Annotated in this window: 17 protein-coding genes; all 17 read right to left on the reverse strand. The window is 28.8% G+C overall.

Translation table 11 applies throughout. The features are described from left to right. Window positions 1–211: 211 nt before the first annotated feature. Window positions 212–1,747 carry an ADP-ribosylglycohydrolase family protein gene (locus tag Q0731_RS11640; protein ID WP_299064270.1) on the reverse strand — a complete coding sequence of 512 codons (1,536 nt, stop codon included), beginning with the start codon at window positions 1,745–1,747 and terminating at the stop codon, window positions 212–214. Next, the gene (locus Q0731_RS11645; protein WP_299064272.1) at window positions 1,744–2,406 is read right to left on the reverse strand and encodes a DarT ssDNA thymidine ADP-ribosyltransferase family protein; all 663 of its coding nucleotides are present in this window, start codon (window positions 2,404–2,406) and stop codon (window positions 1,744–1,746) included. The genes Q0731_RS11640 and Q0731_RS11645 overlap by 4 nt, the downstream gene beginning before the upstream one ends. A gap of 9 nt (window positions 2,407–2,415) precedes the next feature. Beyond that, window positions 2,416–3,927 carry a UvrD-helicase domain-containing protein gene (locus tag Q0731_RS11650; RefSeq protein WP_299064274.1) on the reverse strand — a complete coding sequence of 504 codons (1,512 nt, stop codon included), beginning with the start codon at window positions 3,925–3,927 and terminating at the stop codon, window positions 2,416–2,418. A gap of 379 nt (window positions 3,928–4,306) precedes the next feature. Beyond that, window positions 4,307–4,738 carry a hypothetical protein gene (locus Q0731_RS11655; protein WP_299064276.1) on the reverse strand — a complete coding sequence of 144 codons (432 nt, stop codon included), beginning with the start codon at window positions 4,736–4,738 and terminating at the stop codon, window positions 4,307–4,309. A 168-nt stretch (window positions 4,739–4,906) separates the two neighbouring features. Beyond that, window positions 4,907–5,542, reverse strand: a complete 636-nt coding sequence (locus tag Q0731_RS11660) for a hypothetical protein (protein WP_299064277.1) — start codon at window positions 5,540–5,542, stop codon at window positions 4,907–4,909. Between the two features lie 149 nt (window positions 5,543–5,691). Then, complete coding sequence (locus Q0731_RS11665) at window positions 5,692–6,285, reverse strand: hypothetical protein (protein WP_299064280.1); 594 nt, start codon at window positions 6,283–6,285, stop codon at window positions 5,692–5,694. A 176-nt stretch (window positions 6,286–6,461) separates the two neighbouring features. Further along, window positions 6,462–7,169, reverse strand: a complete 708-nt coding sequence (locus Q0731_RS11670) for a CPBP family intramembrane glutamic endopeptidase (protein WP_299051775.1) — start codon at window positions 7,167–7,169, stop codon at window positions 6,462–6,464. Window positions 7,170–7,242: 73 nt separating this feature from the next. Then, window positions 7,243–7,824 carry a Crp/Fnr family transcriptional regulator gene (locus Q0731_RS11675; RefSeq protein ID WP_299051774.1) on the reverse strand — a complete coding sequence of 194 codons (582 nt, stop codon included), beginning with the start codon at window positions 7,822–7,824 and terminating at the stop codon, window positions 7,243–7,245. 153 nt (window positions 7,825–7,977) lie between these two features. Beyond that, complete coding sequence (locus tag Q0731_RS11680; protein WP_299064282.1) at window positions 7,978–8,415, reverse strand: hypothetical protein; 438 nt, start codon at window positions 8,413–8,415, stop codon at window positions 7,978–7,980. A 239-nt stretch (window positions 8,416–8,654) separates the two neighbouring features. Continuing rightward, window positions 8,655–9,977 carry a T9SS type A sorting domain-containing protein gene (locus Q0731_RS11685; RefSeq protein ID WP_299064284.1) on the reverse strand — a complete coding sequence of 441 codons (1,323 nt, stop codon included), beginning with the start codon at window positions 9,975–9,977 and terminating at the stop codon, window positions 8,655–8,657. A gap of 96 nt (window positions 9,978–10,073) precedes the next feature. Further along, window positions 10,074–10,856, reverse strand: a complete 783-nt coding sequence (locus Q0731_RS11690; RefSeq protein ID WP_299064286.1) for a hypothetical protein — start codon at window positions 10,854–10,856, stop codon at window positions 10,074–10,076. 10 nt (window positions 10,857–10,866) lie between these two features. Beyond that, window positions 10,867–11,499, reverse strand: a complete 633-nt coding sequence (locus Q0731_RS11695; protein WP_299064288.1) for a hypothetical protein — start codon at window positions 11,497–11,499, stop codon at window positions 10,867–10,869. A gap of 169 nt (window positions 11,500–11,668) precedes the next feature. Next, a complete protein-coding gene (locus Q0731_RS11700; RefSeq protein WP_299064290.1) occupies window positions 11,669–12,163 on the reverse strand; it encodes a MepB family protein in 495 nt (164 codons plus the stop codon). Window positions 12,164–12,168: 5 nt separating this feature from the next. Next, a complete protein-coding gene (locus tag Q0731_RS11705; RefSeq protein WP_299064292.1) occupies window positions 12,169–12,624 on the reverse strand; it encodes a GyrI-like domain-containing protein in 456 nt (151 codons plus the stop codon). A gap of 200 nt (window positions 12,625–12,824) precedes the next feature. Beyond that, window positions 12,825–13,502 (reverse strand): hypothetical protein, encoded by a 678-nt coding sequence (locus Q0731_RS11710; protein WP_299064293.1) that lies wholly within the window; start codon window positions 13,500–13,502, stop codon window positions 12,825–12,827. Between the two features lie 492 nt (window positions 13,503–13,994). Further along, complete coding sequence (locus Q0731_RS11715) at window positions 13,995–14,441, reverse strand: hypothetical protein (RefSeq protein WP_299064295.1); 447 nt, start codon at window positions 14,439–14,441, stop codon at window positions 13,995–13,997. Window positions 14,442–14,753: 312 nt separating this feature from the next. Beyond that, window positions 14,754–15,557, reverse strand: coding sequence for a cell division protein (locus Q0731_RS11720; RefSeq protein WP_299064297.1), 804 nt, complete (start codon window positions 15,555–15,557; stop codon window positions 14,754–14,756). Between the last annotated feature and the right edge of the window lie 66 nt (window positions 15,558–15,623).

Raw genomic sequence — 15,623 nt, forward strand, 5'->3', positions numbered from 1 at the left:
CTACTTCAACAATGCCAGATAAATAATGCCTAAATTTAATGAAGAATTTGTTTGCTTTTTAACTCAGTTCTTTGTTGTGCATAGTGCTTTTCACGTTCAGCTTGGTTTTCCGATGTTTCTTATAGTTCAGAATTGAGCGTTGGCAAGACATACTCTTTTGCAATTTTTGGCTTGTGTGGTTGCAGAAGCGAATTGCAAATGTGTATGGCTTTTAGCGTTGGACTCTTTTTTCTATTAACTTTATTATTTCCTTAAATTCCTTTTTATCCGTTTCGTTTAGAGATTCCATAAACTTTTCAATTCGTTCTTTTGATTTGTAATCCAAATTAAGTCCATTCCATAGGTTAACTTCCTTTTCCAAGCTCTCGGTAAATAATTCAGATTTATTTTCTTTTACGATACTCAATAATTTCGCAAATCGACAAAACTGTCCATTGTCAAATTGAACATCTAAAATCAGATTGTATTTTCCTTTTGTTAACGTTTTTTGTCTGTCAATTGCTTCAATTCTTCCATCTCCTAAAGTTTCAAGAAAGACACTTTCGTTAATTTCAAAACTGTCATTTTCAATCTCTGAAATAGATTTAGTGTTTTTTGTGTTTGTTATCTTATTAAAATCTGCTCGACTTTCGGAAATTTCAAGTAAGCGAATTGAAATTGCATCAATATAATCAAGGTCTTGAACGTTTTTCCATTTTGATGGAATAATAGATTGTCCGTGTAAAGCACCAATTAAACCACCTGCAAATGCAGCAATACTGTCTGTGTCAGTTCCAATTGAATTTACAGCTTGCTCAATTCCTTTTAAGGGTTCTTTAGAATACTTACAAGCTAAATAAATACCTGCAATTACAGTAGAAGTGCCTGAACCTTTCGTCTCGTTTTTATAACAACCAAGTTTAGATAACGCATCAAAATCAGATGAATTATTAGTAATCAATTTATAGGTTGTTCTTAAATACTCTTGTGTTTCATCAACAATAGATTTGAATAAAATTCTAAAAGGTTCTTTAGAGTTTTTATTCCATTCGGTTTCCCAACTTTTTAATTTTGGATTATCTAAAAAGTCAATAGAGAATTTTTGATGAATGTCTTTTCCTAATTCGGTAAGAAAGTTTTTGTAGTTGAAATTATCGGGATTAAATCTCAAAATAGTATCAACGGAATATCCATAAAGCATTGCTCCTAAAATAGCTCTTGGATGTCCGTGAGTTATTATACTATTGCCAAAGATTTCTTCTTTGATTTTTTCTTGCTCTCCGAAATTTGCCAATGCAATTGGCAATATTCTCATTGCTGCACCATTTGCACCACTTTCTCTATAGTCTATTGTTGTTTTACCTGCTTTAAATGTGAAAAAGTTATTATTCCATTTAGCAGATTTTCTTTCTATTTTTCGAGCTGCATTTTTTATAGTTCTTCCTGCTCCTCTTGAATAAAGTAACCAATCTGGCAGTTCTTTTTTTGCAAAATATTGTTGGTCGACAAAACCATCTTTGTTGATTGAACGAGCGACTGAAAGTAAGAGTTGAGTGTCATCAGAATACGAACCTGAATTAAGTTTATCTACATAACCGTAAAATCTACCGCCAACATTTTTTTCCCAATCGTGAAACGAATTGATGTAATCAGTACCAAACTTTTTCTTTAAAGAATTTTCATTTTTTTCAAATTCAGTCATCCAACCTAAAGCATCTCCAATTGCTGCAAGTTTTAAACTGCCTTTGTATTTTGTTTCTGCTTTCATACTGTACGATTTGGTGAAAATATTTCTTTATTAACAATGAATTTACTTGTATCAAAAGAGTACATTGCTCCTTTAGCTGCTGCTAGACTTTCTTCATTTTCAAAACAAACTGCTATAATACTGTCTGACGAAATAATATCTCGGACTAATATTTCAGCTTGAACATTTGTTGGGTATTTGTTAGCAATATTACTTCTTGTTCCATATGGAATAGGTATACTTTGAGCAAATAACATTTTAAACTTCTCAATATCTCCTGTAATTCCAATGCCTTTTGCAACATTAGAAGCTGCATTAGTTACTGAAAACAATGTATTTTCGTCATAGATGTGTTTTGGATTTATTTTTAAAACACACCAATTTATTGTAAAATCTTCTTTAGTCTTTTGTCGAAATTTTGAAAACAAAAAGGTGTTTGGACCAGAAACGGAAAGATTAATATAATTTTTATCATCATAACGTACATCATCTGTAAATTGTGCATAATCTAATATGTCAAATTGTTCAATATCCAAATTTTCTAATTTGGCTCTACTCATTAACTCGTTATTTTCTAGAATGCTGAATAAATTTCTCGTTGGTGTAAAATGAATTAAACAGTCAATCTTTCTTTTGTCTATTTCTTCCTGAAATTCCGTATAATTAGGTTTTAAACTCATTGTTTCTTTTTAAAAAGGTAAGTCATCATCATATGACTTTTTCGCAGAACTCTTAGGACTTATATCATTCAATAAATCTGCCTTTATTTCTTTTAAATATCTTGAGGGATTATCTTTATCACTTGAAAAAAGATAAAGATTGTTTCTTGCTCTTGTCATACAAGTATAAAGTAATCTTCTTTCAGTGGAAATATGGAATTCATCATCTGCTTCAATAAATCCTGCCGGAAAAGGTATAATATCGTCATTAAGGTCAAGAATTATGACAGTATTAAATTCAAGCCCTTTAACTGAAGACATTGTGCAAATTTTTATACTATCACTTCCATAGTTTACAGGTAGATTTGACTTTACTAATTCAGTCGAAAATCCATTAGCATCTAAAAAATCTTTTATTTGTTTCACACCATTTGTTGACCTATGAAGGACAACTGTACTTTTAAGGTTTTTGTTATTCTTTAAAATAGTTAGTTGGTCATCAAGATGATGCAATTGCTCATCAAAATCTGAATAATAGGCAACCTTTGGTTTCTCTGTTCCTTTTCTAGCTGCTTTTACTGTTGTAAATTCGGATTTGTCATTCTCTTTATCTAAAAGAGATAATGCTGCATTTGCAATAGGTATAGTGTTTCGATAATTATTTTTAAACTCTATAGTTCTACCACCTCTAACATTAATACCGACCTCACTCCAAACAAAACCGCTCTTAAAAATTCTTTGAGCTGCATCTGCAATTATTGATAAACTATTTGTTTCAGTATCTACTAAACTTGAAATAGTTAGAATTTGGGCTTTGTTTAAGTCTTGGGCTTCATCAATTATTATGTGTGTATATGGCGGAATAAAATTAGCATCATTTTGAATTTTATTTAACGCAAGTAGTGCGTAATCATCAAAATCAACTTTTCCTCTAGATTTTAACTCATTATTATACTTTTCGTAAACAACCCAAATAACTTCTTTGTCTGTTTTAGTAACACGGTCGGAAGTTCCTCTTCCTGTTCTTGCAGCTTCAAGATATTCTGTTTTATTCTTAAATATTTTACCTTTCATCCAAGATATTTCTTCCTGAAAAAATTCAGCGCTCTTTTCTAAAATCTTTGAACTATTTGAAGTTAATCTACTTATTATGTCTTCTATAATTTCAATTTGAGTCCATTGCATTATAGTTTGGTTATATTCCATTCCTACAAAGCGATATGCCCAACTATGAAAGTTTATTATTTGAACATTTAGTCCATCTTCTGTTTTAGGTTTGATTTCGTCACTATCTTTTTGATAACCTCCATTTATATAGGGCTTGATAGCTTTTATATATGCAGCAAGAGTTTTATTGTATGTAAATATTACAATCTTCGTTTCTTGGAAAAGATTCGCCTGTGTCTCAAGTAAATGTTTCGCTCTGTAAAGTGCAACTGTTGTTTTTCCGCTTCCTGCAACTCCTTTTATTTGAATTGGATTAGTTGGTGGTAAGAATAGTACTTTTTTTTGCTCTCCTTTTAGTTCGATTTTTTTCAGCATTTCAATTCAGTTTGGTGGTGAGCGTTGGCAAGAAACAGCTCTTTTGGTTTTTTTAGCGTTGGCTTATGTGTCGGCAAAAAAACCAAATGTGCTGTTTGAGCGGCTGGCTTTTTTAGTTCAAATGTTCAAATTTCAGCACGATTTTCGCATTAAGCACAACGTGATTGTGTAAGGAAAGTTGCGTTTTAAATGAGCGTTTACTTTCCGATTAAAAACTAAAGATAATTGGAAATAATGGAAAATAAAAGAGAAAACAGAAATAAGCAATTTTTTTTACACGGTGTTGGCAACCGTTTTTTTCAATCCGCCAAAAGTATATTTAAATTCAAAATTTTTAAAAATGAAGGTCAAGAAATGTTATTCGTGGCAATAGGAACATTTATTTGTTATCTAATCCTGTTAGTTTTAGAAATAAAAGAATTAATGCAATAGCTAAACTTATCCAAGAAATATATTTTGTTGTTTTATAATCTTCTAATGTTTTATTAATTAGCTTTATGTTTAAACGTTTACTTTCTTTTTCAAGCCATAATTTAGTCATTCCTCCATTTTTTAGAAATTCACTTATTTCTTTACGATTAAATTTATGTCCTAATGTTTCAATTCCTCTTTCATTTTTATATGTAAGAAGGTTTAAAGCTCTTAATTCTGAAATTATGAATTTTATTCTTTTTCCTTCTGTAACAAATTCCTTCATAAAAAAGGGTAATGCTTTTTTAAACACTTTTTCACCTTCTTGGTATAAATCTAAGTATTTTTTTAAAGCAAAGTCAATTGCAATAGATTCGTTTTCGGTTATTTCTTTTCTCATTCCTTTTGAGTGTGATTGGTAATGGTTGCCAACGGCTCTGTATAAAGTTTGTTGCGTTGTTTTCAAGCTAAAAGTAAGCAAAAAATTACTGATTAGAAAGTCCGCGAGGACTTTCGCAAGTAAGCTATTACTTAGCAATAAAATTTATACCTTGTTGGCAAATCGTTTTTATTCTAATTCAGATTTATTTATAATTTCCAAGTTTTTATTTAGGTCGTGAAATTTAAATTCGACTGTTTGCTCTTTAGTCAATTCAGTATTTTCTCTATTTTGATATTCATATTTTATGTATAAGGTTTTTTCTATTATAGAATCAATCGTAAAAGTGGTTAAATATGGAAGTTCAACACTATATTTTCTATTTTTCCATAATTCATTGTTTTTAGGTTGACTTCTTTTCAGATTAAGGCTAAAATTTTCTTTCGATGCTTTATTTATCAAAATCAAATCATAAATGTTGGATTCGTTAGAACTTAAATAATACCAATTTTCACTTTCTTTAAGTTCAAATTCATTTTGCCAGTTTTCTTCTCCTTGAAAATATAATTTTCCTAAATTAATAATATTGTTATCACTAGTCTCTAAATTAAACTCAATATCATAAAAGACATCAGCCAAATCTGCATTATATTCTTCAATACAAATAATCTTTCCTAGTGGGTTCTCTATTTCTATAGTTCTAAAAGTAGGACCAAATGAAGTTTCAATGGAGCTGAAAAAGCTTTTAATCACAAAAAGAAAAATAGAAATTAAAACTATTACAGTAATTAATATAATTCCAAAACGATTTATAATTTTTTTCATTTAATGTTTGCCAACGTTTTTATATATGATTTGTTGCGTGTTTTAAGCACTAAATTTAGTAAATAAAAACCGAATAGAAAATCCGCGAGGATTTTCGCAAGTAGGCAAGAAACAAGTAATAAATTATATATGGTGTTGGCTGTAGTTTTTTATATTTTTTCACTCAATTCTTTTGGTAGTAATTTTTCCAATATCATTTTCTGTTTCTTTTCAATTACTAAAAATTTCCAGTTTGTTTCTCCGCTTTCAGAAATTCCATAAACGTCTTTTTGAGATTGAATTTCAAAAAAATCAGTTTTTTCATTATATACAACATTTTCAGAACCAAAAGTGCTTTCCAATGACAATTTAGTCAAGTTTATTCTCGTTGTTTTTTCATCTTTTGTTTCTCCTTCTTCTCCTTTTATTTTCATATTCATTTGATTTGAATAAGTAAGAAGTGAATAATATTTCTTTTCAATTTCCTTCTTGTCATTAACTTTCAAGATTTTCGGGTTTCTTATTTCAAATTCCATATCTGGATTGTTAAAAGTCATTTTCATAAACTTAATCATTTGCGATTTTGGAATAATTTCAAAAAATTCAGGAACAATATATTCCATAGATTTTTCAAATTCCATATTTACAATTGTACTCAAATAATCATTAAACTCCTTTTTCAGTTCGTTTTTATAATCTTGCGCAATTCCTATTGCACTAATTGTCAAAAATAGAATTGTAAATAAATTTCTTTTTAATTTCATATGTTAATTTTGATTTCGGTTTTTAATTACAGCCAACGGTTAGTATAAGAATAGTAGCGGATTTGAAGACACTTACCATTTAATTTATCACTGAACTTTGTACAAATGTACTACCTTAGACTTTAGCACAAAAACCGCTATTATTTTTATACAGTGTTACCCACTTTTTTACTCTTCTATGAACTTTTAATAAGATATATTGAGCCAATTATAATAACATCCTGTAGAAAATGAATAAACCAAGCCCAAAATATTCCATTTGTTTCTTGAATAGATTTACTTAAAACATAACCTAACAATCCTGCTAAGATAATTCCAAGAATTCCACTTGGCATACCCTGAAAATGTGCTACCCCAAAAATCACAGCAGAAATGAGAAATATTTTATTTGGAGAGAGTAAATTTGCTAATGGGCCATTAATTCCAACCCTGAAAATCATTTCTTCTGCAAATGAATTGGTTAACGAGAATAAGACAATCCAAAGAAAGCCTGTTTTTAACAAACTGTAATCAATAGTTTGTCCTTTAAGTTGGAAATACATAAAAATTCCTGTTGCTAGGCTGATAAAAATGGATAAAGAAACACCTGTTTTGAGCCAACTATCTCCTTTTTTTATTCCAAATATTTTTAGTTCTTCACCTACTGCTGATAAATTTCCGATTGATAGTATAGATTTGAAACTTTCTGGATTAAGAATGAATGAACTAATCATTGATATAAAGGCAATTCCCAACAATAACAATTGGTAGTTTATTTGAAAATTTATATAACTATTTTTATTTACCTCAATACCAATTCTATTAGTTTGTCCTGATAGTAATAAAATGCCAATAGTGAATGCTACGACTAAAAGTATAGGTATTGAGATTTTTATATTTTGCATAATTATTCGATTTGATTAATAATGCAAAGGTCAATTTCCTTTATCTAAAAAAACTTGATATATGGTAAGAAAACTAAAGGGTGATTTTTTTTCTAATCCGACTAAAACTTTCGGGGGTAATCCCTAAGTATGATGCTATATGTTTTTGAGGTGTTCGTTGAACAATTTTTGGTTGTCGTTCTAAAAGTTTCAAATATCTTTTTTCAGCAGTGAGCATTAATAAATCAATTTGTTGTGTTTGCTTGTGAATAAAAAGTGATTCAGATGCTATCCGACCAATATTTACTCCTATTGTTGAGTTTTTATACAATTCATTTAGGTCAGAGTATGAAATAGATAGTATTTCGGTTGGCTCAATTGCTTGAGTGAATAATTCGGTTGACTCTTGAGTTAAGAATGACATATAGTCTCCAAAAAATTCGTTTTCATAGCACAGATCAAGACAAATTGTTGAATTTTCTCTCCATAAAAATATCCCTGCTGAACCATTAACTATTATGCTAAGATTATTTTCTTTTTTATTGACTTCCTTTATGATTTCATTTTTCTTATAGGAATTTCGTTTTAAAAAAGTAGCAAATGATTCCCATATTTCAAGCGGTGCTTCAAAATAGGGGTCAAAAATTTTCTTAATTATTATTCCTGTTTCAATCATTTTTAATTGTGGGTAACGTGTTTGGCTATGGTTTCGTTGCGTGAAAATCCGCGAGGATTTTCCGCCGTAAACCAAAGATAGTAAAAGTGAAAGGATTTTCCGATAGGAAAATCCGCAGCAATGAACTATAGCCGGTGTTGTACACCGTTTTTTTTATTTACAATCCTTTATTAAATTCCAATCAACGACTATGGTTTTAGTAGTCGGATCGAATTCAAATTCCGTGATTTTTTCTTTACAATTTAAAGTCAGATACTCATTTCCAAGTTTGTCAGTCCGCAAATATCCTAGTAGTTGTCCCCAACAGTAAGTTGGCAGACAGTTTTTCTTTTCCAATTCCGAAAGTTGCTCAAATTCCGTTATAGAAATATCTTTAAAATATGGCATTTCAAATTCTCCAATATTTAATTTTCCGTTACTCAATTCAATATTTTTAATTTCTATTGATAACCCAGCATATAATATTATTAAATTGTCATTTCCAGTTTTAGATTCAATAGGCAAAGAGAAATTTCCATCAAAGTCTGCTGAAACAATTTTGTCAGATTGTTTAAATTTAATTTCAGCTCCGGGTAATGATAAAGAATCCATTAATATAGTTCCGCTAACTTGACTAAATACAATATTTGTCAAGGCAAAAAATATAATTATTAATATGTATTTCAGTTTTTTCAAATGGTGTTTCTCAAATGGTGTACAACGTGTTTGTGTAAGATTAGTTGCGTGTTTTAAGCACTAAAGCTAGTAAATAAATCATAGATAGAAAGTCCGCGAGGACTTTCGTAAATTGGCTAAAACCAGCAATTAATTTTACACGGTGTTACAAAACGTTATTTTTTGATGAGTTTTTTTATTGAAAATTCGGTTTGGTCTAAATTAGTGACTTTTATTAGATAGAGACCTTTACTAAGTTCAGAAATATTCATTTTTTTAGTTACTATTCCTTTTTTTACAAGGACTCCATTTATTGAGTAAATCTTATAATTTCCTTGTACGTTTTCTGATAAAGTAATTTTGTCTCTTGCTGGATTAGGATAGAAACTTAAGTCATTTTTAATGTTAAAAGTTTCAGTATTTAATGTGCTTGAACAGTTATTCTTAAATGGTGTAAAGGTTACAATACCCAATGAAACATCATCATATGCGTCAAAGATGCTTTGTGAAATTTTGCTTTCAACATTGGAACACCAACAATTATTAGAAATTGTAATTGGGTAACTATAAAGGTGTTTGAAATTGTGTTGAGAATTATCACAAATTTTATTATCAAAAATATTTGCGCCAGAAATTTGATTTGGATAATTAGCTTCAATACCAATAACGTTAAATTCAATAGTAGAATTTTTTACTATTAGGTTTGGTTTCATTCTAATTCCAACAGCATTATCGTGAATATGACAGTTGTCAATTTCTCCTTCCATATTAAAAGGCCATATCGAAAAGTTATAAAATTCAGAATCAGAAATAGACATATTTGGTATGTTTTCCCAACAATGTATTCCTTTTTCGCCATCTGAGAAAACACTATTTGTAAGGGTTACATTCTGTGCATATATATATCCGTAATTATTATTATTGACATTTAAGTTATCAAGAATAACTGTATGATTAGAATGACCGTCATAACCATAAAAAGCACGATTACAATTTTTAATTTCTGAATTATTTATATTCAAAACTTCTCCAGTCGAAGAATTCATTATTCGAATAAAATTATCAGCATATTCACCTTTGATATTCGAAGCAATAATTTTACCCCCTTGATTATTTTCTACTTCTATTCCTGTCCAACTTCCTTTGGTTGGATTACTTAAATTAGATGTGAAAATTATTTCATTTCCAGTAGCAGCTGAAGAAATAAGTGTTCCTCTTAATATTAATTTTGTTCCTGAATTAAATTTTATAGTAACTCCTTGCTCGATAGTTAATGTATTTCCTGGAAATAGTGCTACATCAGCAGTTACTATATATGGACTTCCACTAATACTCCAAGTGGTGTCGTTAAAGAGTCCTCCACTTACATTTGTTTGAGAAAACAAAAAGAAAGAATTTGTTGTAAAAAATATTATTAAATAAAGTAATTTGATTTTCATAGGTTCGTTTTTAATGTTTTGTAACGTTGTTGTATAAGAAAAGTTGCGTGGTTTAAGCAATAAAGTTAATAAATAAAACACGAACCAAGAAAATCCGCGAGGATTTTCGTAAGTAGGCTTTTACCAGCAATTTTTTTTATACGGTGTTGTACACCGTTATTTTCTAAATTCTTCTTTTCCAATTATATTAAATTTACTGTCAAATAAAAAATATTTTTTCAGCTCTTGTTCTGCATTATTCAATATAGGATTGTTGATTTTATAATGGTTCAATGATTTATAACTTAAAACATTTTCAGGATTTAGTTTTGATAACGTGTCAATTTCCTTTTCAAGTTTTTTTAATTCTATAAGTTTGTTATTTACTCTTTCCCATATTGCGTTCGGAGAATTATTTGAATTAAAATCATCCATTCTTTTGTAGTACCAGAGTGTATTACTAATCAATTCAAGATTTCCCTCTTTTAAACTTTCAAAACGAGTTAGTAAATTGTCAGTTTTCTCAATTTGATTACATAATTCAGTAGTCCATTTTGATGCATTTCTGTTTGCAAAAGCGAATTCGTAATAATCTTTAAATTCCTTGTTAAATGGTATTCCTCTTTCGTTTTTCTCCCAATTACGGAGTTCTTCTAATCTATCTTTAGTTAAATACTTTAATGAAAATAATTTACCTTTTTTAAAATTATCTTGAGCGAAATATTCAATATCTAAAATTGTATTTAAACTTTCTTTGTAATTTGTTTTAAGTAAATTCAGTTTTTCTTTTACAAACAATGTGTCAACCCATTGAAAAGAAATGTTTTTATAGTTCATTTCAACACCCAAAGCATCTTCTTTAACTTGGTTTTTTATTTTCTCCAAATATTCTTGATTTGGATTTGAACATCCAATTAATGATACTAAAATTCCTAAAATGATAAATTTTCTTTTTTTCATATTTTAATTTTTATTTAATTAAATTTTCTGATATTATTTCACAAAGTCTTTCTGACCATAAAAATCCAGTTGAGGAAGTGTTGAGAACAAACCAGCCAATTCCGACTGACATATAAAGATGTTTTCTAACGTGTTCAACTTTATTTAAGTCAGTATCTTTCCAATTCTTTATTGCATAGAAGTCTACCAAAGGTAATTTTTCAATTACAAATGTTATTCTCCAAAACTCTTCTTTTGTTATTACTTCATTTCCGAAAAGACAAATGGTTTTACCAAGAATTTTAGCTTTTGACTTTGTTTCTAAATTGTCAATTATAGAAATCAATTTTTCTCCAGCTTCAGCTTGATAATTATTGTCTTCAAGTTTTTCTATTAGTTTTGCTCTTTGTTTAAGAGATAAATTTGAGGATTCATTTAAAAAATAAAGAAGTTTTGAGACAAATCTAAAATCACGAATAGCAATACCAGTTTTCCAAAATCCAGTTGCTATATTAATTACAGGGATTTCTTTTAAAAGACCTTCTGATAAAATTTTATCAACTCCAATTTCTATTATATCTTTTCCAATGATGGTTAGGTCTGAATTGGATATTGTTTCTACTAATGAATTCGATAATTCCTTATTATTTTCTTCTTTCTTCAATTTTTTTCTTTAATGGTGTACAACGTTGATGTATATGGTTTGTTGCGTGTTTTAAGCAACTAATTTAGTAAATAATTACGGACAAAGAAAGTCCGCGAGGACTTTCGCAAGTAGGCTATAAGCCAGCAATAAATTATATACGGTGTTGTGTGTAGTGCTTTTTTCATAACTAACTTTTTTCGTATAATTCAGATACTTTTATTAAGTCTGTCAATTTATTTATTTCATAAAAATAATTCAATTGCCACTTTTGAGTTTTTTTTGCTTGTTTATTTTCTGCTCTGTCCCATTTTGGATAAACTCTAAATCCTCTTTTTCCGTCTTTTATTTTTGTTGATATTATTCCTTTATTAATTAATTCAGATTTTGGGAATACAAATTGGCCAAAATTATTTTCTGAACTTACATTTATAACATAAAAATCAATTTTATCATTTTCGTTAAAAGGTTCTGTTATTCCTTCTTTATTACGTCTCCAGAATGTTACAAATTGGCCGATTTTTTTAGGTGTGATTTTAGAACTTCTGCAAATAATTTTCATTCCGTTTAATTCGAATTGACAAGCGTCATATTCTTTTCCTTCAAGTTCCTTTATGAAGTCAGAAATTTCAAGCGAACAATTGTTATAAATTTCCGTTTTAATTTTATTTAGATTACTGTTCATTCCGATTATTGCATTGCGATATAAATATCTACTTCCGAATTTTCTCCGTTTTGTGAGTTTTTCCCATAAACTTCTAAATCTGCTGTGTATTTTCTATTTAATTCCTTGTCTTTTGACCAAATTTCTTTCCAAGTTTTTACAACTGCATTTGGCATTTCTCCTTTAGCAATGAATTTTTGGTATTTTCCATTTTGAAATTCACGTCCTATTAAGTTATTGGGTATTTGCTCAAGGGAATTAACTTTCATTCCAAGAACACAAGTATATTCTCCTTTATAGTCTGATTCGTAATCTGTGTAAATAGCAAAGATTTCATCACTTTCTTTATTTACAATTTTGTTTGGAACATTTGTAGTAAAAAATTGTTCCCAAAGTTTGCCTAAATCCTCTGATGCTTTTCCATTTTCATTGGATGTTCTCGTTTCTATTCCGATTATTTTAAATTCTTCTATTTGTTCCATTTATGACTTTACTAATTTCAGATTACTATATTTCAATTCGATTCAGGATTTTTTTCGCATTACACACAACGGTTATGTGTATGAAAAGTTGCGGTTTTGTGTGCGAGGATTTTCCAACGGTAAATCAAAGTGCATAAAAACGCAACTGCCTTTGGTTAAGTACTAAAATAGCAATTTTTTATACACGGTGTTGGCAATAGTTATTTCTTTTTAAATAAATAATTTTCATAAATTTTATCTAATTGCCTTTTTATTATAATCGGGTCAGTTGGAGATTTTTCAATTGGTAATGTCTTTTTATAAAAAGCAATTTCATTTTTTTGAGAATCAATAATTACAGAATATAGTGAAAGATTTGATTTTATTGGAACTGGAGCAAAAAGTCCCAATGTTAAAACTCCTACAGCAACACCTTTAGCTACTTGTCCGCCATAATTTCCTTTTTTTCTTCCAAATCCGACACCAACGATTCCAAGAGCAAATCTTTGGTTTCTAGAATCAAGGATTGAATCAATTACAGGAGTTATTTTAATTCCTTCTAATTTCCTTTTTTGCATAGCTGATTGAATTAAGAAAGATAATTCGTTTTCAACTTTTTCATTAATGGAACTATTCTCAATGATAATTTTGTTTTTGATTTTATACAAATTTTTATTAGAATAAATTACAGAGTCAATTATTCTTTTAGATTCCAAAGATAAACTATCATTCAATTCAGATTTATTCCCTTTTTTTATTAATTGAATATAAGAATAGGGTTCAAAGTATTCTATATTCGTAATTTCATTTGTAGGCGTTGCTGAACTCAAATATTTGTTAGTTATGCAACTTTGGAAAATAATTCCTAATATTATAATTACAATAAATTTTTCTTTCATATTCGTGTTTTTTTTTAATTATTGCCAACGTATTTATGTATGATTTGTTGCGTAAATATAGCAAAAAAGTAAGCAAAAATACCAGAAATTCAAGTTTGCGAGGTTTTTCGCCCGAAAAACAAAAAAAGCAATAAATTATACATAGTGTTAGCTAATGTAGTTTTTTTTATTTTTCGACTGTTTGTTATTAATTTCCAAATTCAGCGTCTGATTGGCAATTCCGAAATTTTGGTTTTTCATTCTTTTCTTAATTTCGCAATTTTATGTTCAGTTTTAAATTCCGCAATTTTGGTTTTACGTTTCGTGCTTAATTCCGCAGTTTTGCTCAATTTCACGTTTGATTCGAAATTCCGCAATTTTGGTTTCCTATTTTTGAGTAAATTTCCGCAATTTAGATTTCTTCATTTTCCGAGATTCTTAAATAAAATTTCACGAGCGAGTCAGTTTCAAACGTTTTATAATTTCTTTTTTCAATAAAAAAGTATAGAATTGCTATTTTATATTTTCTTCAAACCTCCTTTTTGTTCTCTTAAGGGCAGTTGTTTCCCAATCTGAATTAAAACCATTCCAAAATACTCTAATTTTCGAACCACCTCCACCACCAATTTTATAAATCAAAAAAGTTAAATCATCATATTTAAAAAACATATTGTTATTGTCGTAATCTTGAGATAGAAATTTTGATTCATCTTCAATAATTTTTTCAAGTTTTGATAAAACTTCCAAGGCGTTATTTATTGGTAAGTTTTTAAAAGCGTATGCCTGATAAGAAATTCCAGATTCATTCCATCTATCTCCGTAAAAAGCTAAAACTAAACCACTTAATTTCTTTTCTTCACATTTATAAACTAAAGTAGTTAATTCACCAGATTTCGCAGCAACTAAAGGGTCTATTTCAAATTTAGTTACTTTTTCTTCGGTTCCAATAATTTTTGACATGACAAAGCTTTTTGCTCGGTATAGTGAAACATCTTTACTATATTCTCTTGCGAAATAAATCCCTTCATTTATTGAAACTTGTGAAAATGATAATGTAGATAAAAATATGGTCAAAATTAGTAAAGTATTTTTCATTCGTGATTTTTTCAAGATTATTATTGAGAACTATATTTGCTAACGTTTATGTGTAAGGAAAGTTGCGTTTAAAAACGCTTAAACTTTCCGAATTTAAAGATAGTAAATAAAGAAAAACAGAACAAATGATAATTACAGAAACAAGCAATTTTTTTTACACGGTGTTAGCAACTGGCTTTATTCAATTTTATATCTATTAATTTTTTCAATTCCATAAGCAGCACTTTGACCTCTATATTCTCCTATTGAAATACCCACTGGAGCAGTCATAGTTGAATTTTTGAAATTAATTTCAGCATTTACATTATTTATAGTGATTTTTTCTCCTACTATAGTTAAATGAAGTCCATTAACATATAGGTCTGCTTTAACTATTTCTATAATGTCAGGGGTATTAAAAATAATTTCTAGTAAAATTTGTCTAAATCCTTTTCTTATTGTTAATTTTCGCCCAACAAGTTGTATGTCATAAAGGTCGGCTTTATAAACTAATTGGTTATTTACGACATTTAATACAAGGTGATTATATTCATTGAATATTTTAAGATTAAGTAAGAAATGTCCATCTGTTAAGACGAAACCTATAATAGGAATTAAATCTATCAATAAAGGAATAAACTGAGTTCCGTAACCATTATCATTTGTTTCTATTGTTAAAGTTCCAAGTTTAGCTTTTGGTTTTTTACCACTGTAATGAAGAGTATATGGTTTTGATTGATTATTTTTTAAATTAAAAGGATTATTATTAGCATTTTTCACTTTTTCTATAGGTAATAGACCTCCAGTTTTTTCTCTATGGTGTTGGTCACATAATAATGTAATTTCATTAGCATTATGTCTTTTTACTTTAGCCCAACCTTCCATATGTTCATATTCATATAATGGTAACCCACAAATAACACAACCGAAACCACATCTTTGTCTAACTTCACGCTGAATAGCTAATGGTATATTTCGACTATTTTTAGATTCATTATTCATAATTAGACTTTTGTTATTTATACTAGTTCCTGCTTGTTGCTAACGTTGTTGTGTATGATTAGTTGC

Origin of the sequence: uncultured Polaribacter sp. (assembly GCF_947497695.1) — a bacterium.
Lineage (GTDB): Bacteria > Bacteroidota > Bacteroidia > Flavobacteriales > Flavobacteriaceae > Polaribacter.